Source organism: Rathayibacter tanaceti, from assembly GCF_001634385.1.
GTDB classification, from domain to species: Bacteria; Actinomycetota; Actinomycetes; order Actinomycetales; family Microbacteriaceae; genus Rathayibacter; species Rathayibacter tanaceti.
On the sequence record NZ_LIIN01000002.1, the window covers coordinates 26,388 to 51,552 of the forward strand.

A 25,165-nucleotide genomic window follows, 5' to 3' on the forward strand; every position below is an offset into this window, starting at 1 on the left:
ACGTCGTCGCAGGACCCGCGGAGCGGATCCCCATCCCCTTCGAAGCCTAGCCCAGCGCGCCCGAGGGCCCGGGGAGAGGGCGCAGCCCGCCTCGCTAGACTCGACGGCGACGCGGGCCCCGCCCGACCCCTCCCGTTCATCCGTCAAAGGAGATGCCATGCCCGTCGCTACCCCGGACCAGTACGCAGAGATGCTCGATAAGGCGAAGGCGGGCGGATTCGCCTACCCGGCGTTCAACGTCTCGTCGTCGCAGACCGTCAACGCCGTTCTGCAGGGCCTCACGGAGGCGGGCTCGGACGGCATCATCCAGGTCACGACCGGAGGCGCCGACTACTTCGCCGGTCACACCGTGAAGAACCGCGCGGCCGGCGCGATCGCCTTCGCGAAGTTCGCCACCGAGGTCGCCAAGAACTACCCGGTCACCGTCGCGCTGCACACCGACCACTGCCCGCAGAATGCGCTCGAGGGCTTCGTGTACCCGCTGATCACCGCCTCCGAGGAGGAGGTCAAGGCCGGCCGCGAGCCGCTGTTCCAGTCGCACATGTGGGACGGCTCCGCGGTGCCGCTCGACGAGAACCTCGCCATCGCGAAGGAGATCCTCCCCCGCGTGAAGAACATCAACGCCATCCTCGAGGTCGAGATCGGCGTCGTGGGCGGCGAGGAGGACGGTGTCTCGCACGACATCAACGAGCACCTCTACACCACGCTCGACGACGCGATCGCGACCGTCGAGGCCCTCGGCTTCGGCGAGCAGGGGCGCTACATGGCGGCCCTCACCTTCGGCAACGTGCACGGGGTCTACAAGCCGGGCAACGTGCGCCTGCGTCCCGAGTTGCTCCGCGAGATCCAGGACGGCCTGCAGAAGAAGTACGGCACCGATGCGCTTCCGCTCGACCTTGTCTTCCACGGCGGCTCCGGTTCGACGGACGAGGAGATCGCCGAGGCGGTGCGCAACGGAGTGGTGAAGATGAACATCGACACCGACACGCAGTACGCCTTCAGCCGTTCCATCGCCGACACCGTGCTCAAGAACTACGACGGCTTCCTCAAGGTCGACGGCGAGGTCGGCAACAAGAAGATTTACGACCCGCGCGCCTGGGGCAAGATCGCCGAGACCGCGATGGCCGCGCGCGTCGCCGAGGCGACCCGCCAGCTCGGCTCGGCCGGGAACTCCGGGAAGTAGGGCACCGCTCCGTGACGAACGCACACGATCAGCCGGGCGCCGGGCGTCCGGAGCCGCAGTACGGCGAGTACGCCCCGCCCGGCTGGTCGTGGCGGCCGCCGGAGGACGCGGTGGTCGTCCCCGATCCGCGCGGCTCCGAGAGCGATCCGCGTCCCGCGACCGCGCCTGCCGAGCCGGTGGTCGCGCATCCGGTCGACCGCTTGCTCACGATCGTGCTGCTCGCGCTCGGCGTCTTCTTCGCCGTGCCGACGCTGCTCGATCCGTCGAGCTTCGCGACGACGCTGCAGGAGCTCTATCGCACCCAGGGCATCGGGACCTACGCGTCACCCGAGCTCGCGCGGATCCTCGGCATCGTCGTGGCGCTCGCGCAGTCGCTGATCGTCGCCTTCGCGGTGTGGATCTCGATCCGGCGCCTGCGCGCGGGCAAGCGCGCGGTGCTCGTGCCGATCTTCGGCATCGTGGCGACGGTGCTGCTCTCGCTGATCGTCGCGGCGATCGCCATCCTGGGCGATCCGACCTTCGCGGACTACGTCACGCGCCTGTCGTCGTCGCAGAGTGGCGCGGCCACGGACGTCTAAATCCCCGCTGACGGAAGAGGCCGCCACTCCCGAGGGAGGGCGGCCTCGTGCGTAAACCGGGGCTGACGCTCTAGGCGCCGGCGCTGATCCGCCCGCCGACCCCGCGCGCATCGCGCTTGCCAGCGACGTCCTTGCGCAGCTCCTTGGGGAGCGAGAACATCAGGTCCTCCTCGGCGGTCTTGACCTCCTCCACGTCGCCGTAGCCGGCGGCGGCGAGGTCGTCCAGAACCTCCTGCACGAGCACCTCGGGAACCGAGGCACCACTGGTGACGCCGACAGTACGGATCCCGTCGAGCCACTCCTGCTTGATCTCGCTCGCGTAGTCCACCCGGTAGGCCGCCTTCGCGCCGTACTCCAGTGCGACCTCGACGAGGCGCACCGAGTTGGACGAGTTCGCGGAGCCCACCACGATGACCAGCTCGGCACCGGCGGCGACCTTCTTGATCGCGACCTGGCGGTTCTGCGTGGCGTAGCAGATGTCGTCGCTCGGCGGGTCCTGCAGGTTGGGGAAGCGCTCGCGGAGGCGGCGAACCGTCTCCATTGTCTCGTCGACCGAGAGCGTGGTCTGCGAGAGCCAGACGACCTTGTCCGGGTCCTTGACCACGATGTTCGGCACGTCGTCGGGGCTGTTGACGAGGGTGACGTGATCGGGCGCCTCACCCGCGGTGCCCTCGACCTCCTCGTGGCCCTCGTGGCCGATGAGGAGGATCTCGAAGTCGTCGCGCGCGAAGCGCACGGCCTCGCGGTGCACCTTGGTCACGAGCGGGCAGGTCGCATCGATCGCCTGGAGGTTGCGAGCGGCCGCGCCCTGAACGACCGCCGGCGAGACACCGTGGGCGCTGAAGACGACGTGCGAGCCCTCCGGCACCTCGTCGACTTCGTCGACGAAGATCGCACCCTGGCTCTCGAGCGTCGAGACGACGTGCACGTTGTGGACGATCTGCTTGCGGACGTAGACGGGGGCACCGTAGTGCTCGATCGCCTTCTCGACGGCGACGACCGCGCGGTCGACTCCGGCGCAGTATCCGCGCGGGGCGGCGAGGAGGACGCGTTTGGTGCCGTCGACGGGGACGTCGCGCAGACGCCCCGAGGCGCGGGGCATGCGCGGCATGGGCAGGCTGATCGACACGTGACTCACCCCCCGATCCTACGTGCTGCATCCTGTGCCGGAGCCGTTCCCGTGTCGGAGGCATCCCGTACCGTGGTCGGCGCGGGAAGGCCCTCCCGCTCCCCGTCCCTTCGAGCAGAGGCAGCGATGACCGACGCCCCACCCACCGCCGACTCTCCGTGGCCGGTCGGCCTGCTCGCGAGCAAGATCAAGGGATGGATCGAGCGGCTCGGCACCGCCTGGGTCGAGGGCGAGATCACCCAGTGGGGGGTATCGGGCGGCAACGTCTACGGCAAGCTGAAGGACCTCTCGGGCGACGCGACCGTCGGCTTCACCGTCTGGTCGTCGGTGCGCAGCCGGCTTCCGGCCGATCTGGCGCAGGGCGACCGCGTGATCGCCCTGGTGAAGCCCAACTACTGGCTCAAGGGCGGCACGCTCTCGATGCAGGTGTTCGAGATGCGCCACGTGGGACTGGGCGATCTGCTCGAGAAGCTCGAGCGGCTGCGCCGGCAGCTCGCCTCGGAGGGGCTGTTCGAGCCGTCCCGCAAGAAGCCGCTGCCGTTCCTCCCGCACGGTGTGGGCCTCATCACAGGCAAGGACTCGGACGCGAGAAGGACGTCCTGCGCAACGCTCAGCTGCGCTGGCCCGCCGTGCGCTTCCGCATCGTGCACGCCGCGGTCCAGGGCGAGCGCACGGTGCCGGAGGTCCTCTCGGCTCTGCGGGCGCTCGACGCCGACGCGAGCATCGACGTCATCGTGATCGCGCGCGGAGGCGGCGACTTCCAGAACCTGCTCGGCTTCAGCGATGAGTCCCTCGTGCGCGCCGTCGCGGCCTGCTCGACGCCCGTCGTCAGTGCCATCGGTCATGAGGCCGACCGTCCGCTGCTCGACGAGGTCGCCGATCTGCGCGCGTCCACGCCCACCGACGCGGCGAAGCGCGTGGTCCCCGACGTGTCCGACGAACTTCTGCGCGTGCAGCAGGCGCGGCTGCGGATGACCTCCCGCGTGAGCGGACTCGTCTCGCACGAGATCGACCGGCTCTCGCAGCTGCGCTCGCGTCCGGTGCTGGCGCAGCCGCGCGTGCTGGTCGATCGCCACTCCGAGGAGCTGACCCGCTGGGTCGCCCGCGGGGCGGAGCTCGTCGAGCGGCGTATCGAGCGCGCCCATCTCGAGGTCGAACGCCTGCACGGTCAGTTGCGCGCGCTCTCCCCCCAGCACACGCTCGACCGCGGGTACGCGATCGTGCAGAACTCGGCCGGGCACGTCGTCCGCGCTCCAGGAGACGCGCCCTCCGGCGATGCGCTCGTCCTCACCCTGGCGGCGGGAGCCGTCGGTGCCCGCTCCGAGGGCCGCGCAGCCGACCCGGCCGGCCGCTCCTGAGCACGCCGCGACCCACTCCGCCCTCAGCCCCGCTCGATAGGATCACCCTCATGGCCGACGCCCGCACCGACTCCCCCGACGCTCCGGTGAGCGACTCCGACGTCTCGGGATTCTCGTACGAGCAGGCCCGCGACGAGCTCATGCGCGTGGTAGCCGAGCTCGAGCAGGGCAGCTCGACCCTCGAGCGCTCGCTCGCCCTGTGGGAGCGCGGCGAGGCGCTCGCTGCGCGCTGCGAGGAGTGGCTGATCGCGCCCGCGCCCGGCTCGACGCGGCCCGCTCCCCCGGGGCGAGCGCCGGATGAGCCGCGGCACACCCCCGCGGGTCGTCGCCGAGCTCGGCCGACCCGAGACGGCCGAGGAGACGGCTGCCCGGAAGGCCGAGAACTCCCGCCTCTACCGCCAGCGCAAGACGGTCAACAACCTCGTGTTCTCGCTCCTGGCCACAGTCGGCGCCGTCGCCCTCATCGTGCTGCTGGTGCCTCGGGGCGACACGGTCGATCTGGCGTCGGTCGACGTGCCGCGCGTCGCCGCCCAGGTCCAGCTCGGCCAGACGCAGACCCTGGCCGTGCCGACCCTGCCCGAGGGCTGGAAGGCGAACGCCGCCGAGTTGCGCCGCGAGGGCGGAATCGACTACTGGTACGTCGGCCTGCTGACCCCGAAGGCCGGCTACATCGGTCTGAGTCAGGGACTCGACGCCGACGAGGACTGGGTGGCCTCGCAGCTCGACCGTCGGGCGGCGACGGGCGTCGAGCGGATCGACGGCCGCGCGTGGACCGTCTTCGACCACCGCGACTCCGGCGCGGACACCGGCAACACCCCCTACGCACTCGAGACGACGGAGGGGTCCAGCACCTACCTCGTCTACGGCACGGCCCCGACGGACGAGATCCGCCAGGTCGTGGCCGCCATCACCCCGCAGATCGGCCTGGAGGAGTCCCGATGAGCCTCGATTCGAGCACCGACGTCCCGCGCGAGTCCCGCCCGCCCGCCTGGGTGTGGAAGGAGATGCTGCGTGGCAACCAGCGCTTCGTGGCCGGGGAGCCGCGTCATCCGCGCCAGGACGTCGAACGGCGCGCCGAGCTCGCCGCAGCTCAGGCACCACTCGCCGCGCTCTTCGGCTGCAGCGACTCCCGGCTCGCGGCCGAGATCATCTTCGACCTCGGTCTGGGCGACCTCTTCGTCGTGCGCAACGCCGGCCAGGTGATCGCCGATTCGATCATCGGATCGCTCGAGTACGGCGTCGCGGTGCTCGGCGTGAAGGTCCTGCTGGTCCTCGGCCACGACGAGTGCGGAGCGGTCCGCGCGGCGATCCAGTCGCAGGCGCCCGGTGCCGAGCGCCTCCCCCCGCACATCGAGCACCTGATCGAGCCGATCATCCCGGCCGTCCGGCGCCACGTCGGCCCGCAGCCGGACGGGCGGGTGCTCGTCGACCCCTCGGCCACCGATGCTCTGGCGGTCGGCCGTGAGCACCTGCGCGACACGGTCGCCGAGCTGCTACAGCGCTCCCCCCTGATCGCCGACGCCGTCGCGTCCGGCTCGCTCGCCCTCGTCGGCGCCAACTACCGACTCTCGGACGGGACCGTGGTGTCGGACCTCGTGCTCGGGATCGACCCGCCGGAGCTCAGCCCCTACGTCTCCGAGCTGGAGCGCGGCTCCGGCTCGGTCCTCCCCGCGACCCCTGCGGTCTCGGGGTCGGATGCCGCATGAGCGGCTCCGGACAGCACAGCAGCAACCGATCAGACAAGGACGAACACAGCGTGGTGGATCACTCCCCGACCGACGACTCCGGCGACTTCCGGATCGAGCACGACACGATGGGCGAGGTGCGCGTGCCGCGCGACGCGCTGTACGCGGCGCAGACGCAGCGGGCCGTCGAGAACTTCCCGATCTCGGGAGCCGGGCTCGAGCCGGCGCAGATCGCCGCCCTCGCCCGGATCAAGAAGGCCGCAGCCCTTGCGAACGCGGAGCTGGGCGTCCTCGACCAGGAGATCGCCGGCGCGATCGCCGATGCGGCCGATCTCGTGGTCGGCGGGGGCTACGAGGCCCATTTCCCGATCGACGTGTACCAGACCGGGTCCGGGACGTCCTCGAACATGAACATGAACGAGGTGCTCGGCTCGCTCGCCACGACGGCGCTCGGTCGCACCGTGCACCCGAACGACCACGTCAACGCCTCACAGTCCTCGAACGACGTCTTCCCCACCTCCGTCCACGTGGCCGTGACGGGTGCACTGATCGAGGCGCTGATCCCCTCCCTCGAGCAGCTCGCCGAGTCGCTCGAGGTCAAAGCGGAGCAGTGGGCCGAGGTGGTCAAGGCCGGGCGCACCCACCTGATGGACGCCACACCCGTCACCCTCGGTCAGGAGTTCGGCGGCTACGCGGCGCAGATCCGTCTGGGCATCGAGCGCGTGCAGTCGGCGCTCCCCCGCGTCGCCGAGGTCCCCCTGGGCGGCACCGCGGTCGGCACCGGAATCAACACCCCCGCCGGCTTCCCGCAGAAGGTCATCGCGCGCCTCGCGGAGGAGACGGGCCTTCCCGTCACCGAGGCGCGGAACCACTTCGAGGCACAGGGCGCCCGCGACTCGCTGGTCGAGGCATCCGGAGCGCTCCGCGTCATCGCCGTGAGCCTCACCAAGATCAACAACGACCTGCGCTGGATGGGCTCCGGACCCAATACGGGCCTCGGCGAGCTTCGCATCCCCGACCTGCAGCCGGGCTCGTCGATCATGCCCGGCAAGGTCAACCCGGTGATCCCGGAGGCGGTCCTGATGGTCTGCGCCCGCGTGATCGGCAACGACGCCACCATCGCCTGGGCCGGCGCTTCCGGCGCCTTCGAGCTCAACGTCGCGATCCCGGTGATGGGGACGGCGCTGCTCGAGTCGATCCGACTGCTCGCGAACTCGGCCGTTCTGCTGGCCGACAAGGCGATCGACGGGCTCGAGGCCGACGTCGAGCACGCGCGAGCACTGGCCGAGTCCTCGCCGTCGATCGTGACCCCGCTGAACAAGGTGATCGGCTACGAGGCTGCCGCCAGGGTCGCGAAGAACTCGGTCGCCAAGGGCATCACGGTGCGCGAATCGGTCGTCGACCTCGGCTTCGTCGAGCGCGGCGAGGTCACCGAAGATCAGCTCGACACCGCTCTCGACGTCATGTCGATGACGCACCCCGGCTGAGCCGCACCGCATCGGACGGCCCGTTCCTCCGCGAGACACCCCGCTCACCGGGTCGTCCGCCGGGAGCGGGCCGTCCTTCATCCGGCGACCACCAACCAGAACGCGGCGAGCTGGAAGGGGCCGAACGGCATCCGCTCAGCGCGCAGGCGCAGGACGAGCACCCAGACGCCGGCCAGGACGAAGGCGAGCGCGGGCGCGAGGAGACCCGATCGGCCCCGAGCTGCGCGAGCGGAGGCGCGAGCGCCGCTCCCAGCTTCACATCACCGAGACCGAGCCCGCCCGACCCGTGCAGCATCCAGAGCGCGACGCCGGTCCCGAGCACGGCCGCCAACGCGCCCGCGCTCAGGACCGGCACAGCGGTGAGAACGAGCAGCGGCAGCGTGAGCACGTTCGGGAGGCGTCGCTCGCGGACATCCACCAGCACCAGCGGCACCGTCAGGAGCGCCACGGGCAGCAGCCCCGGCACTCCGCGATGAGCCGCGACCACCAGCAGGGCCGCGGCACCCAGCACCAGCGCTGCCCGATCCGCAACAGAGGGATTCGACATCCGCCGACATTAGAGCGCGCGAGCGCGTCCCCGTCACGGTTCTCCACAGCGCCTGCTGTGAACGGTCCGGGCCGGCCGCGAACGGTCCGGGCGGGCCGCGAACGGTCCGGGCCGGTCCCGAACCGGGTACGAGCCTCTGCCGGAACGCGTCTGGCGCCCGCTCACGCACGTCGATCAGTCGCGCGGCGGAACCGGTCCGAGCAGGAGGGCAGCGAAAGCGGCGTGCGCCGAGGCATCGTCGGAGGGGTGGAACAGGCCGGCGAGCACGTCGCGGTAGAGCCGGGCGAGTTCGGAGCGGCGGGCGTAGGCCGAGCCGCCTGCGACCCGCACGGCGCTCTCGACGATGCGCAGCGCCGCCTCCGTCGTGCGGATCTTCACGCCCGCGAGGGAGGGGAACCACCGCTGGCCGCGGTCGGCCAGCGCATCGACGTCGGCCGCCGCCGAAAGCAGCGGAGCATCGAGGCCGTCGAGCAGGATCGCCGCCTCCGCGAGGCGACGCCGGACCTCCGGATCCTCGGCGATCGAGCGCCCGCCTGCGCGGAGCGACGTGCGGTGGCGGGCGGCGGCCGCAGCGAGCTCCAGCGCCCGCTGCGCGATCCCGAGGTAGACGGCGGAGATGAGCAGCTCGAAGTTCGCGAAGACCGCGAAGACGAAGGGGTCCGCGCTGGGACCCACCGGCAGCGAGCGGACCATCCGCTCGGCGGGGACCACGACGCCGTCGAGCACCGTCGACCGGCTCTGCGTCGCCCGCATGCCGAGCGTGTCCCAGTCGTCACGGACTCGAGCCCGGGCACCGGTGACTCCGGGCTCTCGCGGTCGATGAAGCCGTGCACGAGCTGGGGCTGAGCGGAACTGTCATCGCGGCCGAACACACCCAGACGGGTCCAGGCCGGGGCGAGGGAGGTGAACACCTTCGTGCCGGTGAAGCGGTAGCCGCCGTCGGGCAGCGGTTCGGCCCTCGTCAGCGAGTCCGAGAGCACGAGGTCGTTACCGGCCTCGCTGTTGCCGAACGCGAAGACGTGACCCGCCACCGCGTCGGTCAGGACGTGCCGGAGGGAGTCGTCGCCCCGCTCGAGGAGGGCGCGCGCGATCCCCGTCCAGACGAGGTGCATGGTGACGGCGAGCGCGGTCGCGGGGGCGGCGGTCGCGAGCCGCGTCTGCTCCGCCGCGACCGCCTCCAGACCGAGGCCGGCGCCGCCGAGGTGCGCGGGGACGAAGAGGGCGAGGTAGCCGATCGCTCGCAGCTCCTCGAGGTCCTCGCTGCAGAAGGCGTTGTGCTCGTCGTAGTCGGCGGCGCGGGTGCGGAAGCGCTCGAGGAGCGCGTCATCGAGGATGCTCACCCCGCCCACGCTACGCCTGCCCCGGGAGTCCGGATCACTGGACCGTCTCCGGCCCAAGGAAACGCGCCCGGCTCGCCGAGATCGGCGGATCCCGGGAGCCGGACGCGTTCTGACGAGCCGGAGTCGGCCGGAATTAGGCCAGCTCGTTCGACTCCAGCATCTCGGTGACGAGCGCCGCGATCGCCGAGCGCTCCGAGCGCGTCAGTGTGACGTGCGCGAACAGCGGGTGCCCCTTGAGCGTCTCGATCACGGAGGCGACTCCGTCGTGCCGGCCGACCCGCAGGTTGTCGCGCTGAGCCACGTCGTGGGTCAGCACCACCCGAGAGTTCTGGCCGACACGCGAGAGCACCGTCAGCAGCACGTTGCGCTCGAGCGACTGGGCCTCGTCGACGATCACGAAGGCGTCGTGCAGCGACCGACCGCGGATGTGAGTGAGCGGCAGCACCTCGAGCATCCCGCGCTCGATCACCTCGTCGAGCACGTTCTGCGAGACCAGGGCGCCGAGCGTGTCGAAGACCGCCTGGGCCCACGGGTTCATCTTCTCGGCGGCGTCGCCGGGCAGGAAACCGAGGTCCTGCCCACCGACCGCGTAGAGCGGGCGGAACACCATGATCTTCTTGTGCTGACGCTTCTCGAGCACCGCCTCCAGCCCCGCGCAGAGTGCGAGCGCCGACTTGCCAGTGCCGGCGCGCCCGCCGAGCGAGACGATGCCCACCTCCTGGTCGAGCAACAGGTCGATCGCGAGACGCTGCTCCGCCGAACGCCCGTGCAGCCCGAAGACGTCCCGGTCACCGCGCACCAGCGTGATCTGCCGCTTACCGGTGACCCGAGCGAGTGCGGATCCGCGGTCGGAGTGGACGACCAGCCCCGTGTTCACGGGGATGTCGGCGACGACGTCGGTGAAGAGCCGCTCGCGGTCGTAGAGCTCGCTCATCGCGTCGCCCGGGAGCGTGACATCGTCCATGCCGGTCCAGCCCGACTCCGGGGCGAGCTCGGCGAGGTACTCCTCGGCGGCCAGCCCGATCGACGCGGCCTTCACGCGCATCGGCATGTCCTTCGACACGATCGTGACCGCCGAGCCTTCGCTCTGCAGGTTGAGCGCGACGGCGAGGATGCGGGCGTCGTTGTCGCCCAACTGGAGCCCGCTGGGCAGGACCGACATGTTCGAGTGATTCAGCTCGACCCGGAGCGTGCCTCCCCGACCGACCGAGATCGGGAGATCGAGTCGCTCGTGCTGCACACGCAGCTCGTCGAGGTGGCGCAGGGCCTGCCGCGCGAAATACCCGATCTCGGGATCGTTGCGCTTGCCCTCGAGCTCGCTGATCACCACGATCGGCAGCACGACCGCGTGCTCGGCGAAGCGGAACATCGAGGAGGGGTCCGACAGCAGCACCGAAGTGTCGAGGACGTAGGTCCGGTGCAGCTGATCGGTGGAGTCGGCCGACCCGTGCTGCACGCGGCGGTGGACACCGCTCTGCGTGCCGGTCTGCGGATCCATGCCCTGGGGAACTGTCACGACGACTCTCCACACTCCGGGGGCCGAGGCCCCCGGCTCATGTCCTCGAGCCGGCCTCTTCGGTGCATCCTGTGCACCGCGCAGTGTCCCTTCGGTGTCTGCGCGATATCGAGCCGTACGTCGGGGGCCGTCTCGACCAGGCGCTGTACCTGATGACTCGAACCTAACCCGGCGAATGACATCCGTGTGCTTCTCGTCGCTACGAATGTGTAACCAACGCGTGAACGCGCGGATTTCGGCTAGTACTCGATGCTGGTGGCCGCCGAGATCAGGGCGGCGCGGAGCAGGGCGAGCGTCTCGTCGGTCGTGCCCGCGTGCGCGCTGAAGCGCACCGTGCTCGGCCGCAGCCTCGCGGTCACGCCGTGCGCGGTGAGGGACGCGACCAGCGGGGCCAGCTCCTCCGGTTCGGGCTCGAGGACCACGATGCCGGCGCGCTCGTGATCGTCGCGGGAGCCGGCGACTGCGAGGCCGAACTCGTCGGCGAGATCGACGATCGCGCTGACCCGCTCGGCGACGAGGGCCGCGATCGTCGGCACACCCACCGAGGCGACGTCCTCGAGCGCCGCTGCGAGACGAGCCTGAGCGATCGGGTCCGGGTTGCTGACGCTGAAGGCACGGGCGTCGTGACGCGGAGGCGCGACGGCGTCCCAGGGCTCCGCCTCCTGCGAGCCGGTCCAGCCCGAGAGCACGGGCGACAACCGCGCCAGGGCGCGCTCGCTCAGCGCGAGGAACCCCGTGCCCCATCCGGCGCGCAGCCACTTCTGGCCGCCGGAGACGACCACGTCGGCGAACTCGTAGGGAGCATCCACGACGCCGAACCCCTGGATCGCGTCAAGGATCAGGAGGCGGTCGCCGATCACGTCGCGGATCGCCTCGACGTCGGCGAGGTAGCCGGTACGGGAGTCGACCAGGCTGACCGCGACGGCCGTCACCTCGTCGCTCAGCTGCTCCCGGACGGCCTCCGGCGTCACCCGGCCCTGCTGGGTGCGGAGCCAGCGCGGCTGGACCGCACCCAGCGCCTGGCCGGCGCGGACGGCGGCGAACGGGAGGCTCGGGAATTCGGCGGCTGAGAGCAGAACGTCCCCGGACGCTCCGAAGAGCGTGTGCAGGAGTCCCGTCGACGTGTTCGGTTGGAACACCACGTGATCGGCGGGGACGCGCACCAGCGCGGCCACGGCCTCCCGCATCCGCTCGTCCTGACGGAACAGCTCGTCGAGGCTGCCGCTCCTGGCGCGCGCGAGCATCCCGGTGACGGCGGCCTGCTCGGCCTCGACGGTGCTCGAGACCGGGCCCACACGTCCGAAGTCGAGGTAGCCGGTCTCCTCGCGGAAGGTCGCGAGGAACGCGTCCGTCGCGGATCCGGAGTCGGCGGGAGGAGTCACCTCGGACGGGCTCATGTCGGCCTCCCTGTCGGGCGCGGCGCGGGACGCGAGATCAGCTGCCGAAGCGGCGGTGGCGGCCGGCGTAATCGCGCAGGGCGCGGAGGAAGTCGACCTCGCGGATGTCGGGCCCCAGGGCCTCCATGAAGTAGAACTCGCTGTGCGCGCTCTGCCAGAGCATGAAGTCCGAGAGCCGCTGCTCGCCCGAGGTGCGGATCACGAGATCCGGGTCCGGCTGGCCGCTCGTGTAGAGGTGCTCGCCGATGAGCTCGGGAGTGAGCAGACCAGCGACGTCCTCGATCGAGGAGCCGCGTTTGCCGTGCTCGTCGAGGATGCTGCGCACGGCCTGGGCGATCTCGTGACGACCGCCGTAGCCGACGGCGAGGTTCACGTGCAGGCCGGTGTGGGAGGCGGTGCGCTCCTCCGCACTGTCCAGAGCGGCGACCAGCGCTGCGGGCAGCCCCTCGTCGGAGCCGACGTGCTGCACCCGCCAATCGGGCTGCTGCGACACCTCCTCCGCCAGGTCGGCGATGATCGCGATCAGCTCGGTCAGCTCGCTGCTGTCCCGCCCGACGAGGTTGTCCTGCGAGAGCAGGTAGAGGGTGACGTGCCGCACTCCGAGTTCGTCGCACCACTGGAGGAACTCGTGCACCTTCGCGGCGCCGGCCCGGTGTCCGTGCGCAGCGGTCTCGAGAGCGCGCTGCCGAGCCCAGCGCCGATTGCCGTCGATGATCATCGCGACGTGGTTCGGCAGGGAGTCGGGGGGAAGCTCGAGCGCAGACGCTTCTTGTAGACGCCGTAGAGGAGGTCTCTCCCTGCGGGCAGTCTCGGCTTCGGCACAGTGACACGGTAGTCGACGCGGAGCGGTCGACCCAGCGCATCGGGGTCCAGTGTCGCCCCCGGCACCGCGTCGTAGTCTGTCTCGCATGAGTCAGCGGCCGACGCCTCCCCCTCCCGAGCCCTCCGCGCGCCAGTCACGTGCCGCGGACGTCGCGGTAGCACGGGACGATGCGACCGGCCCCGACCTGCCCGGCCTCCCCCTGGTCGAGGACGCGATCGAGAACGACCCGGCCACAGAGACCCGGCCGACGTGGCGCGGCTGGATCCACGCGGGCCTGTTCCCCCTCGCGGTCATCGTCGGGGTGGTGCTCGTCATCGTCGCCGAGGGCGCTCCGGCGACGTGGGCGGCCGCGGTCTTCACGACCACGTCCCTGCTGCTCTTCGGCACCTCCGCGCTCTACCACCGCTTCGACTGGGCACCGCGGACGAAGGTGATCCTCAAGCGGATCGACCACGCCAACATCTTCCTGCTGATCGCGGGCACCTACACGCCGCTCGCCGTCCTGGCGCTGCCGCCCGCGCAGGGCTCACTGCTGCTCGTCCTGGTCTGGTCGGGGGCGCTGCTCGGGATCGGCTTCCGCGTGTTCTGGATCTCGGCGCCGCGCTGGCTGTACGTGCCGCTGTATCTGCTGCTCGGCTGGGCCGCTGTCATGTACCTCGGCCCGCTGTTCGAGGCGAGCGCGGCGATGATGGTGCTCGTACTCGTCGGCGGGCTCTGCTACACCGCGGGCGCGATCATCTACGGCGTCAAGAAGCCAAACCCGGTGCCGGGAGTCTTCGGCTTCCACGAGATCTTCCACGCGCTGACCGCTGTGGCGTTCCTCTGCCACTGGACGGCGGCGCTGATCGTCTGCCTCGACCCCGTCTACAACGCGGGCTGAGGTCAGCGGTCGGTGGAGCGCTCGGCGCGCTCGGCCTCCTCGGCGTCGAGCCGCTCGGTCACCTGCGCGGTGTAGGTCGTACGCCGCACCCGCCGGACCATGTCGACCGCGAGCAGCACGGCCGCGACGGCGATCACGAGCATCGTGATGAAGCCGAAGAGCCCGGGGGTGACCGTGTCCTCGTTAAAGTCGGGCCCGGGCGTCGGCATCGGAGTGGAGGCGGCGAGGACGAGCAGGTTCTGGGCGCTCCCGAGGGCGGTGGCGATCACGCTCGGACCCCGCTCTCGTGGGCGGCCGGAGCGTCGTCCGGGTCGGTGACGACGACTCCGGATCCCTCGGGTTCCGCCGCGACCGGGGTCCGGCCGGTCGGCTCCAGGTCGGGGGCGATCGGCGGCACGACCGCCGTCGGCCCGGGAGCCAGCTCCGCGAGGTCGAGGCCTGCGAAGAGGTCGGTCTCGGGAGTCGGCGCCTCCACCCGGCTCTCGATGAGCTGGAAGTCGTCGGTCGGCCAGGCGGCGTCGATCGCCTCGTGCGGGAGGAAGAAGAACGCGTTGTCGGGGGCGACCTGGCTGGCGTGCGCGAGCAGCGCCGCATCGCGGCGGTCGTGAAAGCCCGAGATGACGATGCGTGTCGTCGCGAGGAAGGGGGCGTCCTCGTTCCAGCGCTTCATCTCCTCGAAGACCGCGAGCCGGGGGTCCTCCGGATCACGCATGCGGAGGTGCTCGGCGATCGCCCGGAGCTTCTGACCGCTGAACACGCGGTCGTAGTAGAGCTTCGACACGCTCCACGGCGCGCCGAGACCGCTGTACTCCCCTGCGAGCCCTGCGGCGCGGAAGGCCTCCACGGCCACCTGGTGCGCGCGGATGTGGTCGGGGTGCGGGTAGCCGCCGTTCTCGTCATAGCCGATGATCACGTGCGGTCGGAACCGGCGCACCAGCCGCACCAGCGGCGCGGCAGCGGTGGTGAGCGGCAGGCCTGCGAAGGAGGAGGCGTCGACCGCGCGGTCCTCGGGCATCCCGGAGTCGACGAAGCCCAGCCAGGTGTGCTCCACGCCGAGGGCCTCGCGCGCGGCCGCCATCTCGTGACGGCGCAGGCCCCCGATGTCGCGCTCGGCGTGCGCGCGGGCCTCGAGGCCCTCGTTCAGCACCGATCCGGCCTCGCCTCCGGTGCAGGAGACGACCATGACCTCGGCGCCGCGCTCGGCGTAGGCGGCGAGGGTCGCTGCGCCCTTGCTCGACTCGTCGTCGGGATGGGCGTGCACGGCGAGGAGGCGCGGCGTCTCCCGCGCCTCCGAATCGACGGAGACCTCGACGGTCTGGGACACGATCGCTCGATTCCTCGGGGTTTAATGGGGTCGGCGCGCTGCTCCGGAAGAGACGGACGCCACCCGACCAAGAGTAGACGTATCACCCAGGGAGTTCCGTGGCCGCCCGCACGTCCGAGAGCGTCGACAGCAGCGCAGACGCCGAGCTCGAGCCGGACGAGGTCCGCTCGGTCGGTCCGCTCGCGACTCGCTACGGGCGCACGCGCCGCTCCCGCCGCGGCAACCGCTGGCTCTTCGGCGGTGTCGCGCTCGCCTTCCTCGCCGTGTTCACCGCCTGGGTCGTCTGGGCCGGGCTCGACGGCGCCCGCGGGGGCGTCGATGCGCAGGACACTGCGCACCAGGTCGTCGACGACCGCACAGTCCAGGTTTCGTTCGACCTCACCGCGCCGGTCGGGAGGGACGTGGCCTGCGCCGTGCAGGCCCTCAACGAGCAGTCCGCCGTCGTCGGCTGGCTGGTGGTCGAGTACCCCGCGTCGACCGAGCGCTTCCGCTCCTTCACCGAGACCGTGCGGACCACCGAGCTCGCGAACACAGGTTTGATCTCCTCCTGCTGGCTCCCGTAGGGTTGCCCGAGGCCCTGACGGACTCGTCGGGGCCTCGTCGTTCCACCGCCGCCGGACGCCGGCCGTCGCGATCGCCGGACGCGGATCCCTCCGCTCGGCTCTGTCGCACGCCGCGAGCGCGGCCCTCAGAGGAGGAGCCCACCATGGCCGACCAGTCACAGGTCACCTGGATGACCCAGGAGTCGTACGACCGCCTCCAGGCGGAGCTCACCGAGCTGTCCACCGCCGGACGCGAAGAGATCGCCAAGCGCATCGAGGTCGCTCGCGAGGAGGGCGATCTGAAGGAGAACGGCGGCTACCACGCCGCGAAGGACGAGCAGGGCAAGATCGAGGCGCGCATCCGCCAGCTGACCGCGCTGCTGCGCGAGGCCGAGATCGGCACGCCGCCCGAGAGCCACGGAGTCGTCGAGGCCGGCACGATCATCACCGCCGAGATCGCGGGCGACGAGTCCCGCTTCCTCCTCGGCAACCGCGAGATGGCGGGCGAGAGCGACCTCGACGTCTACAGCCCGCAGAGCCCGCTCGGCTCGGCGATCATGGGCCTGAAGGTGGGCGACAGCACCCGCTTCACCGCTCCGAACGGCCGCGAGATCGAGGTCCGCGTCGCGAACGTCGAGACCTGGAACGGCCACTGATCATACGGTGATCGGCCCTCCGCGGCGTTGTCGTCGGGCGCGACACCACCGGTATCGCTTCCTCCTCCGCCTTGCGGAGAACCGATCACCCACGACCATCGCCGCGGCGTTGTCGTCGGGCGCGACACCACCGGTATCGCTTCCTCCTCCGCCTTGCGGAGAACCGATCACCCACGACCATCACGGCGTCGTCGACGGGCGCGACACCGAGAACCGCACGATCAAGCGGTCGACACGCGCGGGTGGTAGCCGGCGTCTGTCAGTACCTCGAGGACGCGGTCGGCGTGCTCCGGACCGCGGGTCTCGACGCTGATCTCGATCTCGACCTCGCTGATCTGCAACCCGCGGCCGTGGCGGGTGTGCAGGACCTCGACCACGTTGGCGTTCGCCTCCGAGATGAGCTCGGCGATGCGAGCGAGCTGACCCGGCCGGTCGGGCAGGCCGATGCTCATCTTGAGGTAGCGCTCGGACGCGGCGAGCCCCCTGCTGATCACCCGCTCCATCATCAACGGATCGATGTTGCCACCCGAGAGGATGACGGCCGTCGGTCCCGTATCGCGGATCTTCCCCGTGAGGATCGCCGCGATGCCGACGGCGCCGGCGGGTTCGACCACGAGCTTCGCCCGCTCGAGGAGCACCAGCAGCGCCCGGGCGATGTCGTCGTCCTCGACCGTGACGACCTCGTCGACGATGTCGCGGATCATCGCGAAGTTGAGCTGACCCGGCTTGGCGACCGCGATGCCGTCGGCGATCGTCGGGCTGATCGTGATCGCCGTCGGCTCTCCGCTCGCGAGCGACAGCGGATACGGTGCCGCGTTCGCCGCCTGCACGCCGACCACCCGGAGCGTGCGCCCCTCCTGGGCGGCCTTCTGCTTCGCCGCCGAGGCCACACCGGCGATGAGGCCGCCGCCCCCGATCGGCACGACGATCGTCTCGACGCCCGGCGCCTCCTCGAGGATCTCGAGCCCGATCGTGCCCTGGCCGGTGATGACGTCGGGGTGGTCGTACGGAGGCACGAACACGGCGCCGGTACGCTCCGCGAACTCCGCCGCCGCCGCGAGCGCCTCGTTGAAGATGTGGCCGCTCAGCACGACGTCGGCGCCGTACTCGCGGGTCGCCGAGAGCTTGGGCAGCGCGACACCGATCGGCATGAAGATCGTGGCCTCGATGCCGAGCTCCCTGGCCGCGAACGCCACACCCTGGGCGTGGTTGCCGGCGGAGGCGGCGACGACTCCGCGCGCCCGCTCCTCCGGAGTGAGCCGCGAGAGCAGGTACACCGCCCCGCGGATCTTGTAGGAGCCGGTGCGCTGCAGGTTCTCGCACTTGAGGAACACCGGCGCACCGAGGACCTGCGCGAGGAAGTTGCTCGTCTCCATCGGCGTCGAGGCGATGACCGGCGCGATGACGGCGCGGGCCGCCTCGAACTCGCGGAGCGAGGGTCCGACGACCCGGCTAGTCTGCATACTCTGCGGCACCTTTCTCGGGGGTTCGGGCAGACGAGCGCCAGGATCCGCTCGCGACGTACTTGACCATCACGTTGAGGGTCGCGACGAACGGCACCGCGAAGAAGGCCCCCGCGATGCCCGCGAGGATCGATCCGCCGGCGACCGCCAGGACGACCGCGAGCGGGTGCACCTTGACCGCCGAGCCCATGATCAGCGGTTGCAGGATGTGGCCTTCGAGCTGCTGCACCCCGAGCACGACGATCAGCAGGATCAGGGCGATCAGCGGCCCGTTGTAGACGAGCGCGATGAAGACGGCGAGAGCTCCGGTGACGACCGCTCCGATCACGGGGACGAACGATCCGAGGAAGACCAGCACCCCGATCGGGATCGCGAGCGGCACTCCGAGGAAGAAGGAGCCCAGGCCGATGCCCACTGCGTCGACGAACGCGACGAGGATCTGCACCTTCACGAAGTTGGTGAGGGTGACCCAGCCCGCGCGCCCGGCGCCGTCGACCGATGCGCGTGCGCGACGCGGGAACAAACGAACCACCCAGCGCCAGATGTTCGGGCCGTCGATCAGGATGAACAGGGTCGAGAAGAGCGTGAGCAGCACGCCGGTGAGCACGTGCCCGACGGTGGATCCGACGCTCAGCGCCCCGCTGACGAGCACCCCCGAGTCCTGCTGGAGCGCCGTCAGCGCCTGCTGCGCGTACTGGTTGATGTCGTTCTCGGTGAGGTGCAGCGGCGACTCCAGGAGCCACGCCTTGAGGTCGGCGTAGGACTGGACCGTCTGGCGGCTGAGGTCGTCGAACCCGGCGTACACCTGGGTGACGACGAGGAAGAGCAGCCCGCCGATGACGAGGACGATCCCGAGTTCCGAGACGACCACAGCCAGCCATTTGGGCCAGCGGTGACGCTGGAGGAAGCTCGAGAAGGGGACGAGCAGCGCCGCGATGACGATCGCCAGCAGCAGGGGGATGACGATGAGTCTCAGCTCGATGACGAGCAGGGCGACCACGGCGAGCGCCGCGACCACCACGAGCACCCGCCACGCCCAGGCGCCCGCGATCCGCATCCCGTCGCTCACGAAGGCGGAGTCGGGGACCGGCGTGGGCCGGGGGTCGATGGCCTGCGCTGCGCGCTCGACAGCGCGCGTGCCGGAGGTGCGGCGGGACCTGCCGAGTCTCATCTGCCCAGACTAGGCCCCGGTGCATTCCGCAGCAGGCATCAGCGACGCGGCGCGGAGGTGACGCCCGAGAAAGCGGCGATGTCGGACCTGTTCGCTACCGTGGTCGCACTATGACCGAGCAGCTCTCGCCAGCACTCGCGCGCCGGATCGCCCTGGCGGCGCAGGGCCTCGGCGCGCCCCGGCCCGCTCGGGTGACGGCGCGCCACGTGCGCGCCGTCGTCGATCGCATCCGTCCCCTGCAGCTCGACTCCGTCTCCGTCTTCGAACGCAGCCACTACCTCCCGGTGCTGGCGCGTCTCGGGCCCTACGAGCGCTCGCTGCTCGACGCGGCTGCCTTCACGGCGGACGGACCGTACCTCGAGTACTGGGCGCACGAGGCGGCGCTCGTCCGGCGCGAGGACGTCCCCCTCTACCGGTGGCGGATGCAGCACTACCGCCGCATCCGGCTCCCCGAGCACGAGGCTGGGCCGCCGAGAACCGTTCGACGCTCGACTGGCTGCGCGCCGCGCTCGCCGACGGCCCCCTGCGCGCCTCCGAGATCGAGCACGAGGCCAACGTCCGCACCGGTCCCTGGTGGGGCTGGTCGGACGTCAAGCGCGGGCTCGAGATGCTCTTCCGCTGGGGTGAGGTCGTGACTGCCGGGCGCACGCGATTCGAGCGCTCGTACGGGCTGGCCGAGCAGCTGCTGCCGCGCGACGTGCTCGAGAGCGAGGTGCCGGTGGCGGATGCGGTGCGCGAGCTGGTGCGCAGGGCGGCCCGCGCGCACGGGATCGGCACGCTGGACGATCTGGCCGACTACCACCGGCTCCTCCAGGCGCCGACCCGGCTCGCCGTGGACGAGCTCGTCGATGCGGGTGAGCTCGAGCCGGTCGAGGTGCGCGGGTGGGAACGCGGCGGACGGCCCCTCCCCCTGTGGCGACACGTCGAGGCACGGCGCCCCCGCGCCCTCCGCATCGATGCGCTGCTCTCCCCCTTCGATCCGGTCGTCTGGCACCGGCCGCGCGCCGAGCGGCTCTTCGGATTCCACTACCGGATCGAGATCTACACGCCCGCGGCGCAGCGGGTGCACGGCTACTACGTCCTCCCGGTCCTCCTCGACGACGTCATCGCCGCGCGGGTCGACCTCAAGAGCGATCGCCGCCGCCGGGTCCTCCTCGTGCAGGCGGCTTGGCGTGAGCCGGGTGCACCCGCCGACACCGCGGAGCGCGTGGCGGCGCTGCTCGTCGAGGCAGCGGCCTGGCAGGGTCTGGACGCCGTCGAGGTGGTTGGCAGGGGCACTCTCGCGCCCGCCCTGCTCGCCGCTCTCACCGAGCGTCGCGTGAACGCATGAGCGAGGCCGCGCCCGGCGGGGGGATCCTCGCGCTTGCCCTCTCCGAGAAGTGCGTGGCCCTGCTGCTCGAGCGAGGGACCGTCTCGGGCGTCGGCACCGGCGAGCTCGCTCACGCCGCCGGGATCTCGCTGCGGACCTTCCACCGCTATCTCGGCAGCAAGGAGGACTGCGTGCGCCCTGTGCTCGCCGCCGCCGTCAGCGCGATGGGGCGCGCACTCGTCGAGCGTCCCCTCGCCGAACCGCTCAACGCCGCGCTGGCGGAGGCCTTCGCCGCCTCCGCATCGGGCCGTCACCTCGATCGCACCCTCCGATTGATCCCGCTGCTCACCGAGACGCCGGCGATGCGCGCCGTCTGGGCACAGTCGCTGCACGACGCGAGGAGGCGCTCACGCCGTTCCTCGCCGAGCGTATGGACCTGGGCCGCGCCTCCCTCCCGCGAGCGGCGGTGCTGGCCACGGTGGTGCTCGCGCTCGTGCGCCGAGCGCTCGTCGACGCGGCCTCCACGGGCGTCGATCCGGCGCCGGTGTTCGCTGAGTACCTGGCGACGCTCGACGGCGGACCACTCGCCGCCCCCTCGGCTGACTCCGCGCGTCACGCTCGCCTCACTCTGCTCGAGCGAGTAGAGTGAGAACTCCTCGCGTTATCGCGAGGAGTCGCGGTGGGGCGGGAAGGACTCGGGGATGATCGTGTTCGACGACGACGTGGCCGCACGGCTCGCGGCAGGAGCCCGCGACTTGGGCGACCTGCTGAGGGATCAGTCGAGCACCCGGGCGGAGGCTGCCGAGGAGGCGCTGCACGGCTTCGCCTGCATGCACCGCTCCCTGTTCGAGGAGGCGGTAGAGACGGAGGCGGTCGACCGCACGATGCTGGCCCATCGACTCGGGGCTCTCGCGCAGCAGGTCGACAGGACGCGCGCCGCAGCCGAGCGCGAACGGCAGCGGCAGGCGGGGCTCGCTGCCCAGGAGGAGCATCCGGCCGAGCCGCCGAGCCCGCTCTCGGCGTCGTTCTCGGCGCGGAGTCGTCGCCGCACGAGCGCTCCGGCGGCCGTGCGCGGCTCCGCGGACCCCACTCGGCTGCGGAGCTTCGTGGAACGGGCCCGGACGAGCGACGGGCGGGTGCGCGCCCTGCTCGATGAGGTGGCGGCGATCTGGCGGCGCTTCGGCGTCGACTGCTCCTGGGCTCCGACCGGCCGGGTCACCGTCTTCGACGGCGTCCGCGAGTTGCTCGACGAGAACGGGGCGGACGCCGACTGGATGGAGCGCGTCGCCACGGCTTTCGACGCCGCGGGCGGCGAGGCCCTCTCCTCGATGGCGGTGGAACTGGCGTCCGCTCCCGTGCTGAAGCTCTCTGATCCCGTCCTGCTCACGGCTCTCGCCACGCTCGACCCGCAGGAGGTGGGAACAGTCTGGGCGGCGCGTCCGGAGTTGCAGGAGCAGCTCCTCGCCCTCGATTCCGCGGGCGTGAACCGCTGGTGGCACGGCCTCGACGCCGAGCCCGGCGCTCTCTCCCGGCGGCAGTCGGTGCTCCTCGACGCGTGTCCCTCGTTCTTCGGGACCCTGGAGGGGATCCCCTACGGCGCGCGAGACCGTGCGAACCGGGTTTCGCTGTCGGGCTGGATCGACGCCCTCACGGCTGAGCGCGATGCAGCTCTCTTCCGCGAGGAGGAGCTCGAGGACCGACCTGAGGCCACCACGCTCGAGATCGCGGCCGCCGCGTTCGCGATCACGGCGGCGAACGAGCGTCTGCGACCGCTACTGAGCATCCAGGGGAGCCTGACGCCGGTACCCGGATCGTCCGCTCGGCTCCTCTGCTCGCTCACCGCCGACTCGCCGCCCTCGGCGTCGGTGAGCATCGGCGACCTGGACACCGCGACGACCGTGGTCTACACGGTCGCGGGAGCAGGCACCACGACGGACGACATGGAGTCGTGGACGACGGCGGCCCGCCGCGTCGCCGATCTGCTGCCGGCCGAGAGCGCGGTCGTCGCCTGGATCGGGGACGACACTCCTCCGCCTCCCGACGGGTCCGACCTCGACAGGTCGGTGCTCTCGGGGCACCGTGCCGAGCGCGGCGGCCGCGCTCTGGCACGAGCCCTCCGCGGGCTCGCGGCGGTCCGGCACGAGAACCCGGTCGTTCCCGCGCTCCTCGCGCACTCCTCCGGCAGCACGACCACGGCCCTCGCGCTCCTCGAGGAGAACATCCCGGTCGACGCGGTCGTGACTCCCGGATCGGCCGAACTCCCGCGCGGGGAGGACGGGGCGTCCCACCCCCACGCGGCGACGGTCTCCTCCCCGCAGACCGGCGACGTCGCGATCCGGGAGGAGGGCGGAGGCGACGCCGGCACGCGCCTGCACCGACGGCCGTTCTCCGAGCATCCGATCGACCCGGGAGCGGAGCCCCTCGGCGGTCGTCGCTCCGGCGCCCAGACCGGTGTCGATGCAGGCCGGGCCCTGACCGATCTGACGAGCTGACCGACGACGACGGCTCCCGTGCGGGCCACGAGGACCTCCTCGACAGCGGCTCCGCCCCGCGGAGAACGACGACCCGGTGCGGTGATTCCCGCCGCGCACCGGACGTCTGACAACGGGACCTAGAAGCGCGAGCCCATCTCGGCGAGACGCGCGACCCGGTCGGCGATCGGCGGGTGGGTCGCGAACATGCGGGCGACGACCCCGGGCTTCGAGGGATCCGCGATCCAGAGGTGCGCCATCGAGCTGTTCTGCCGGCGCATCGGGCGGCCGGCCGACTCGAGCTTGAGCAGGGCGCGGGCGAGCGCATCCGGATGGCGAGTGGTGAGCGCGCTCGTCGCATCCGCGAGGTACTCGCGCTGTCGCGAGATGGACAGCTGGACGACGCTCGCGGCGATCGGGGCGATCGCCATCGCCACCAGGCCGACCACCAGGAGGGCGGGGTTGCCGCCACCACTGTTGCTGCTGCCCCGGCCACCGCCGACGAACGCCAGCCTGAGGAACGCGTCCGAGAGAAAGCCGACGGCGACAACGAGCCCGAAGACGATCATCGAGACGCGGATGTCGTAGTTGCGGACGTGACCGAGTTCGTGAGCCATCACGCCCTCGAGCTCGGCGTCGTCCATGATCTCGAGCAGACCCGTCGTCGCGGCGACGACGGCGTGCTCGGGGTCGCGCCCGGTCGCGAAGGCGTTCGGAGCCGGATCATCGATGATGTACACCGTCGGCATCGGCGTACCCGTGGCGATCGAGAGGTTCTCGACGATGCGGTGCAGCCGCGGCTCGTCCGCTCGCCCGATCGGGACGCCTCCGCTCAGCGCGACCGCCTGGCTCGCGGCGAAGAAATACTGGAAGAGGGCGTAGGCCGCCGCAGCGACCAGCACCACGACGACGACGGTCGTGCTGCGGTAGACCGCAGCGGCCAGGGCGCCGAGCCCGCCGATGATCACCAGGAACAGCACCAGGATCACCACCGTGTTGCGCTTGTTCCGCGCGATCGCGCTGTACATCCGACCGCCTCAGAACTGGACGCGGGGCGGCTCCGAGATCGCGGCGAGATCGCCCACCTCGAAGAATTCGCGCTCCGAGAACCCGAGCCGACGCGAGAACAGGGTGTTCGGGAACACCGTGACCTTCGTGTTCATCTCTCGCACGCCGCCGTTGTAGAACCGGCGGGCGGACTGGATCTTGTCCTCCGTGTCGACCAGTTCGCCCTGGAGCTGGAGGAAGTTCTGACTCGCCTGGAGCTGCGGGTAGCCCTCGGCGACCGCGAAGATCGACGTGAGCGCCTTCTGCATGTGGTCCTCGGCCGCCGACGCCTCCGCCGGCCCCCTGGCCTGCAGCGTCTCGGCCCGGGCCCGGGTCACGGACTCGAAGACCTGACGCTCGTGGGCGGCGTAACCCTTCACCGAGTCGATGACGTTCGGGATCAGATCGGCACGGCGTTTGAGCTGCACGGTGATGTCGCTCCACGCCTCGTCGACGCGGACATTGAGGGTCACGAGCGAGTTGTACGTCGCCCAGAGGTAGATGCCGAGGATGACGACGAGCACCACGACGACGATGAGCGGGACGAGCCATTCCATGCGGTCCAGTGTAGAGAGAGGTCTCTGTCCGTCGGATGTCGATGAGGCGCATTCGCAGCAGCACGACCCGCGCCTCGCCCGGAGAGCGGGCAGCAGCGAGGAAGAGCGCGCCGCTACTTGAGCGTCTTCTGCAGCAGGACGGTGCTGAGCCAGCGCTCGAACTTGAAGCCGACCCGCCCCATCCGGCCCACCTCGACGAAGCCGAACCGCGCGTGCATGGTGAGCGACGCCTCCGCGCCCTTGTCGGCGACGACCGCCATGATCTGACGGATGCCCACGGCCTTCGCGCGCTCGAGGAGTTCGGCCATCAGCGCCTTGCCGAGCCCCTTCCCCGTGGAGGCCGCCCGGAGGTAGATCGAGTTCTCGACCGTGAAGCGGTAGGCGCGCTTGGACGACCAGGGCGAGACCATCGCGTAGCCGAGGATCTGGCCGGAGGGCGAGACCGCGACGATGAACGGCAGACCGAGCTTCTGGTTGCGCGCGAACTTCGAGCGCCACTCCTTGAGCGTCGAGTCGTCCTCGTCGAAGGTGACGACCGTGTTGCGGACGTAGTGGTTGTAGATCTCGCGGACATCGGGGAGATCCTCCTCGCGGACCTCACGGATCTCGAACGAGAAGTCCGGCTCGGGCGGTGGCGCCTTGCGCAGGTGGGGCGGCAGTACCCGCCGCCGCTCGTACTCTTCCTCAAGCATCCGGCTCCCC

At 71.0% G+C, this 25,165-nt stretch carries 24 protein-coding genes and 4 pseudogenes; 13 read left to right on the forward strand and 15 right to left on the reverse strand.

Annotated elements, in window-relative coordinates:
• The first annotated feature begins 157 nt into the window (after positions 1-157).
• Both fbaA and ACH61_RS00435 read left to right on the forward strand, forming a co-directional pair.
• Positions 158-1,183: a class II fructose-bisphosphate aldolase gene (fbaA, locus tag ACH61_RS00430; RefSeq protein WP_068207206.1), complete on the forward strand. Its 1,026-nt coding sequence runs from the start codon at positions 158-160 to the stop codon at positions 1,181-1,183.
• Between the two features lie 11 nt (positions 1,184-1,194).
• Entirely contained in the window at positions 1,195-1,761 is a 567-nt protein-coding gene (locus tag ACH61_RS00435; RefSeq protein WP_068207208.1) for a DUF6264 family protein, read from the forward strand.
• 70 nt (positions 1,762-1,831) lie between these two features.
• On the opposite strand, the gene ACH61_RS00440 is transcribed toward ACH61_RS00435, so the two are convergent.
• Entirely contained in the window at positions 1,832-2,872 is a 1,041-nt protein-coding gene (locus ACH61_RS00440; protein ID WP_068207295.1) for a 4-hydroxy-3-methylbut-2-enyl diphosphate reductase, read from the reverse strand.
• Positions 2,873-3,016: 144 nt separating this feature from the next.
• On the opposite strand from ACH61_RS00440, the pseudogene xseA reads away from it, so the two are divergent.
• The 5 genes and pseudogenes from xseA to ACH61_RS00465 all read left to right on the forward strand — a co-directional run bounded on the left by xseA (position 3,017) and on the right by ACH61_RS00465 (position 7,420).
• Positions 3,017-4,248, forward strand: a pseudogene (gene xseA / locus ACH61_RS00445) (exodeoxyribonuclease VII large subunit).
• Positions 4,249-4,298: 50 nt separating this feature from the next.
• A pseudogene (locus tag ACH61_RS19165) lies at positions 4,299-4,484 on the forward strand (exodeoxyribonuclease VII small subunit); the annotation flags it as partial.
• 61 nt (positions 4,485-4,545) lie between these two features.
• The gene (locus ACH61_RS00455) at positions 4,546-5,190 is read left to right on the forward strand and encodes a DUF4245 domain-containing protein (protein WP_068207215.1); all 645 of its coding nucleotides are present in this window, start codon (positions 4,546-4,548) and stop codon (positions 5,188-5,190) included.
• Positions 5,187-5,954, forward strand: coding sequence for a carbonic anhydrase (locus ACH61_RS00460; RefSeq protein ID WP_068207219.1), 768 nt, complete (start codon positions 5,187-5,189; stop codon positions 5,952-5,954). The genes ACH61_RS00455 and ACH61_RS00460 overlap by 4 nt, the downstream gene beginning before the upstream one ends.
• Before the next feature lie 107 nt (positions 5,955-6,061).
• Positions 6,062-7,420, forward strand: coding sequence for a class II fumarate hydratase (locus ACH61_RS00465; protein ID WP_068207298.1), 1,359 nt, complete (start codon positions 6,062-6,064; stop codon positions 7,418-7,420).
• On the opposite strand, the gene ACH61_RS00470 is transcribed toward ACH61_RS00465, so the two are convergent.
• From ACH61_RS00470 to ACH61_RS00490, 6 genes and pseudogenes are all read right to left on the reverse strand, one after another.
• Positions 7,395-7,967, reverse strand: coding sequence for a prepilin peptidase (locus ACH61_RS00470; RefSeq protein ID WP_082844897.1), 573 nt, complete (start codon positions 7,965-7,967; stop codon positions 7,395-7,397). The genes ACH61_RS00465 and ACH61_RS00470 overlap by 26 nt on opposite strands.
• Before the next feature lie 174 nt (positions 7,968-8,141).
• Positions 8,142-8,720, reverse strand: coding sequence for an acyl-CoA dehydrogenase family protein (locus ACH61_RS19170; RefSeq protein ID WP_413784013.1), 579 nt, complete (start codon positions 8,718-8,720; stop codon positions 8,142-8,144).
• A 371-nt stretch (positions 8,721-9,091) separates the two neighbouring features.
• Positions 9,092-9,316 (reverse strand): annotated as a pseudogene (locus ACH61_RS19175) (acyl-CoA dehydrogenase family protein); the annotation flags it as partial.
• 124 nt (positions 9,317-9,440) lie between these two features.
• Entirely contained in the window at positions 9,441-10,823 is a 1,383-nt protein-coding gene (locus ACH61_RS00480; protein WP_236713472.1) for a PhoH family protein, read from the reverse strand.
• A gap of 239 nt (positions 10,824-11,062) precedes the next feature.
• A complete protein-coding gene (locus ACH61_RS00485; RefSeq protein WP_082844899.1) occupies positions 11,063-12,220 on the reverse strand; it encodes an aminotransferase class V-fold PLP-dependent enzyme in 1,158 nt (385 codons plus the stop codon).
• Between the two features lie 37 nt (positions 12,221-12,257).
• A pseudogene (locus ACH61_RS00490) lies at positions 12,258-13,042 on the reverse strand (isoprenyl transferase).
• A gap of 86 nt (positions 13,043-13,128) precedes the next feature.
• On the opposite strand from ACH61_RS00490, the gene trhA reads away from it, so the two are divergent.
• Positions 13,129-13,923 carry a PAQR family membrane homeostasis protein TrhA gene (trhA, locus tag ACH61_RS00495; RefSeq protein WP_082844900.1) on the forward strand — a complete coding sequence of 265 codons (795 nt, stop codon included), beginning with the start codon at positions 13,129-13,131 and terminating at the stop codon, positions 13,921-13,923.
• Between the two features lie 2 nt (positions 13,924-13,925).
• On the opposite strand, the gene ACH61_RS00500 is transcribed toward trhA, so the two are convergent.
• Together ACH61_RS00500 and mca are read right to left on the reverse strand one after the other, a co-directional pair.
• On the reverse strand, positions 13,926-14,192 hold the full coding sequence (locus ACH61_RS00500) for a hypothetical protein (RefSeq protein ID WP_068207223.1): 267 nt from the start codon (positions 14,190-14,192) through the stop codon (positions 13,926-13,928).
• Positions 14,189-15,247 (reverse strand): mycothiol conjugate amidase Mca, encoded by a 1,059-nt coding sequence (mca, locus tag ACH61_RS00505; protein WP_068207226.1) that lies wholly within the window; start codon positions 15,245-15,247, stop codon positions 14,189-14,191. The genes ACH61_RS00500 and mca overlap by 4 nt, the downstream gene beginning before the upstream one ends.
• Positions 15,248-15,345: 98 nt before the next feature.
• Here mca and ACH61_RS00510 point away from each other — a divergent pair, with 98 nt between their 5' ends.
• Entirely contained in the window at positions 15,346-15,810 is a 465-nt protein-coding gene (locus ACH61_RS00510) for a DUF4307 domain-containing protein (RefSeq protein WP_082844901.1), read from the forward strand.
• Positions 15,811-15,953: 143 nt separating this feature from the next.
• A complete protein-coding gene (greA, locus tag ACH61_RS00515; protein WP_068207230.1) occupies positions 15,954-16,445 on the forward strand; it encodes a transcription elongation factor GreA in 492 nt (163 codons plus the stop codon).
• Between the two features lie 221 nt (positions 16,446-16,666).
• Here greA and ilvA read toward each other — a convergent pair whose 3' ends face one another.
• From ilvA to ACH61_RS18040, 3 genes are read right to left on the reverse strand one after another with little or no spacing between them, the layout of a single operon-like run.
• Positions 16,667-17,908 carry a threonine ammonia-lyase gene (ilvA, locus tag ACH61_RS00520; protein WP_068207233.1) on the reverse strand — a complete coding sequence of 414 codons (1,242 nt, stop codon included), beginning with the start codon at positions 17,906-17,908 and terminating at the stop codon, positions 16,667-16,669.
• Positions 17,898-19,079, reverse strand: coding sequence for an AI-2E family transporter (locus tag ACH61_RS00525; protein ID WP_068207236.1), 1,182 nt, complete (start codon positions 19,077-19,079; stop codon positions 17,898-17,900). Before ACH61_RS00525 ends, ilvA begins: the two co-directional genes overlap by 11 nt.
• Before the next feature lie 38 nt (positions 19,080-19,117).
• Complete coding sequence (locus ACH61_RS18040; RefSeq protein ID WP_236713475.1) at positions 19,118-19,354, reverse strand: hypothetical protein; 237 nt, start codon at positions 19,352-19,354, stop codon at positions 19,118-19,120.
• Between the two features lie 140 nt (positions 19,355-19,494).
• Between ACH61_RS18040 and ACH61_RS00530 the strand changes: the two genes are divergently transcribed.
• Genes ACH61_RS00530 through ACH61_RS00540 form a run of 3 tightly spaced genes read left to right on the forward strand, consistent with a single transcriptional unit; the run spans position 19,495 to position 22,880 of the window.
• A complete protein-coding gene (locus ACH61_RS00530; RefSeq protein ID WP_330220111.1) occupies positions 19,495-20,409 on the forward strand; it encodes a winged helix-turn-helix domain-containing protein in 915 nt (304 codons plus the stop codon).
• The gene (locus ACH61_RS00535) at positions 20,406-21,032 is read left to right on the forward strand and encodes a TetR/AcrR family transcriptional regulator (RefSeq protein ID WP_068207239.1); all 627 of its coding nucleotides are present in this window, start codon (positions 20,406-20,408) and stop codon (positions 21,030-21,032) included. The genes ACH61_RS00530 and ACH61_RS00535 overlap by 4 nt, the downstream gene beginning before the upstream one ends.
• 57 nt (positions 21,033-21,089) lie before the next feature.
• Positions 21,090-22,880, forward strand: a complete 1,791-nt coding sequence (locus tag ACH61_RS00540) for an alpha/beta hydrolase (RefSeq protein ID WP_068207242.1) — start codon at positions 21,090-21,092, stop codon at positions 22,878-22,880.
• A gap of 119 nt (positions 22,881-22,999) precedes the next feature.
• Here the strand turns inward: ACH61_RS00540 and ACH61_RS00545 are convergent, their stop codons facing one another.
• The 3 genes from ACH61_RS00545 to ACH61_RS00555 all read right to left on the reverse strand — a co-directional run bounded on the left by ACH61_RS00545 (position 23,000) and on the right by ACH61_RS00555 (position 25,155).
• On the reverse strand, positions 23,000-23,887 hold the full coding sequence (locus tag ACH61_RS00545) for a M48 family metallopeptidase (RefSeq protein WP_068207245.1): 888 nt from the start codon (positions 23,885-23,887) through the stop codon (positions 23,000-23,002).
• Between the two features lie 9 nt (positions 23,888-23,896).
• Positions 23,897-24,463 carry a LemA family protein gene (locus ACH61_RS00550; protein WP_068207249.1) on the reverse strand — a complete coding sequence of 189 codons (567 nt, stop codon included), beginning with the start codon at positions 24,461-24,463 and terminating at the stop codon, positions 23,897-23,899.
• A 113-nt stretch (positions 24,464-24,576) separates the two neighbouring features.
• Positions 24,577-25,155, reverse strand: coding sequence for a GNAT family N-acetyltransferase (locus ACH61_RS00555; RefSeq protein ID WP_068207251.1), 579 nt, complete (start codon positions 25,153-25,155; stop codon positions 24,577-24,579).
• Between the last annotated feature and the right edge of the window lie 10 nt (positions 25,156-25,165).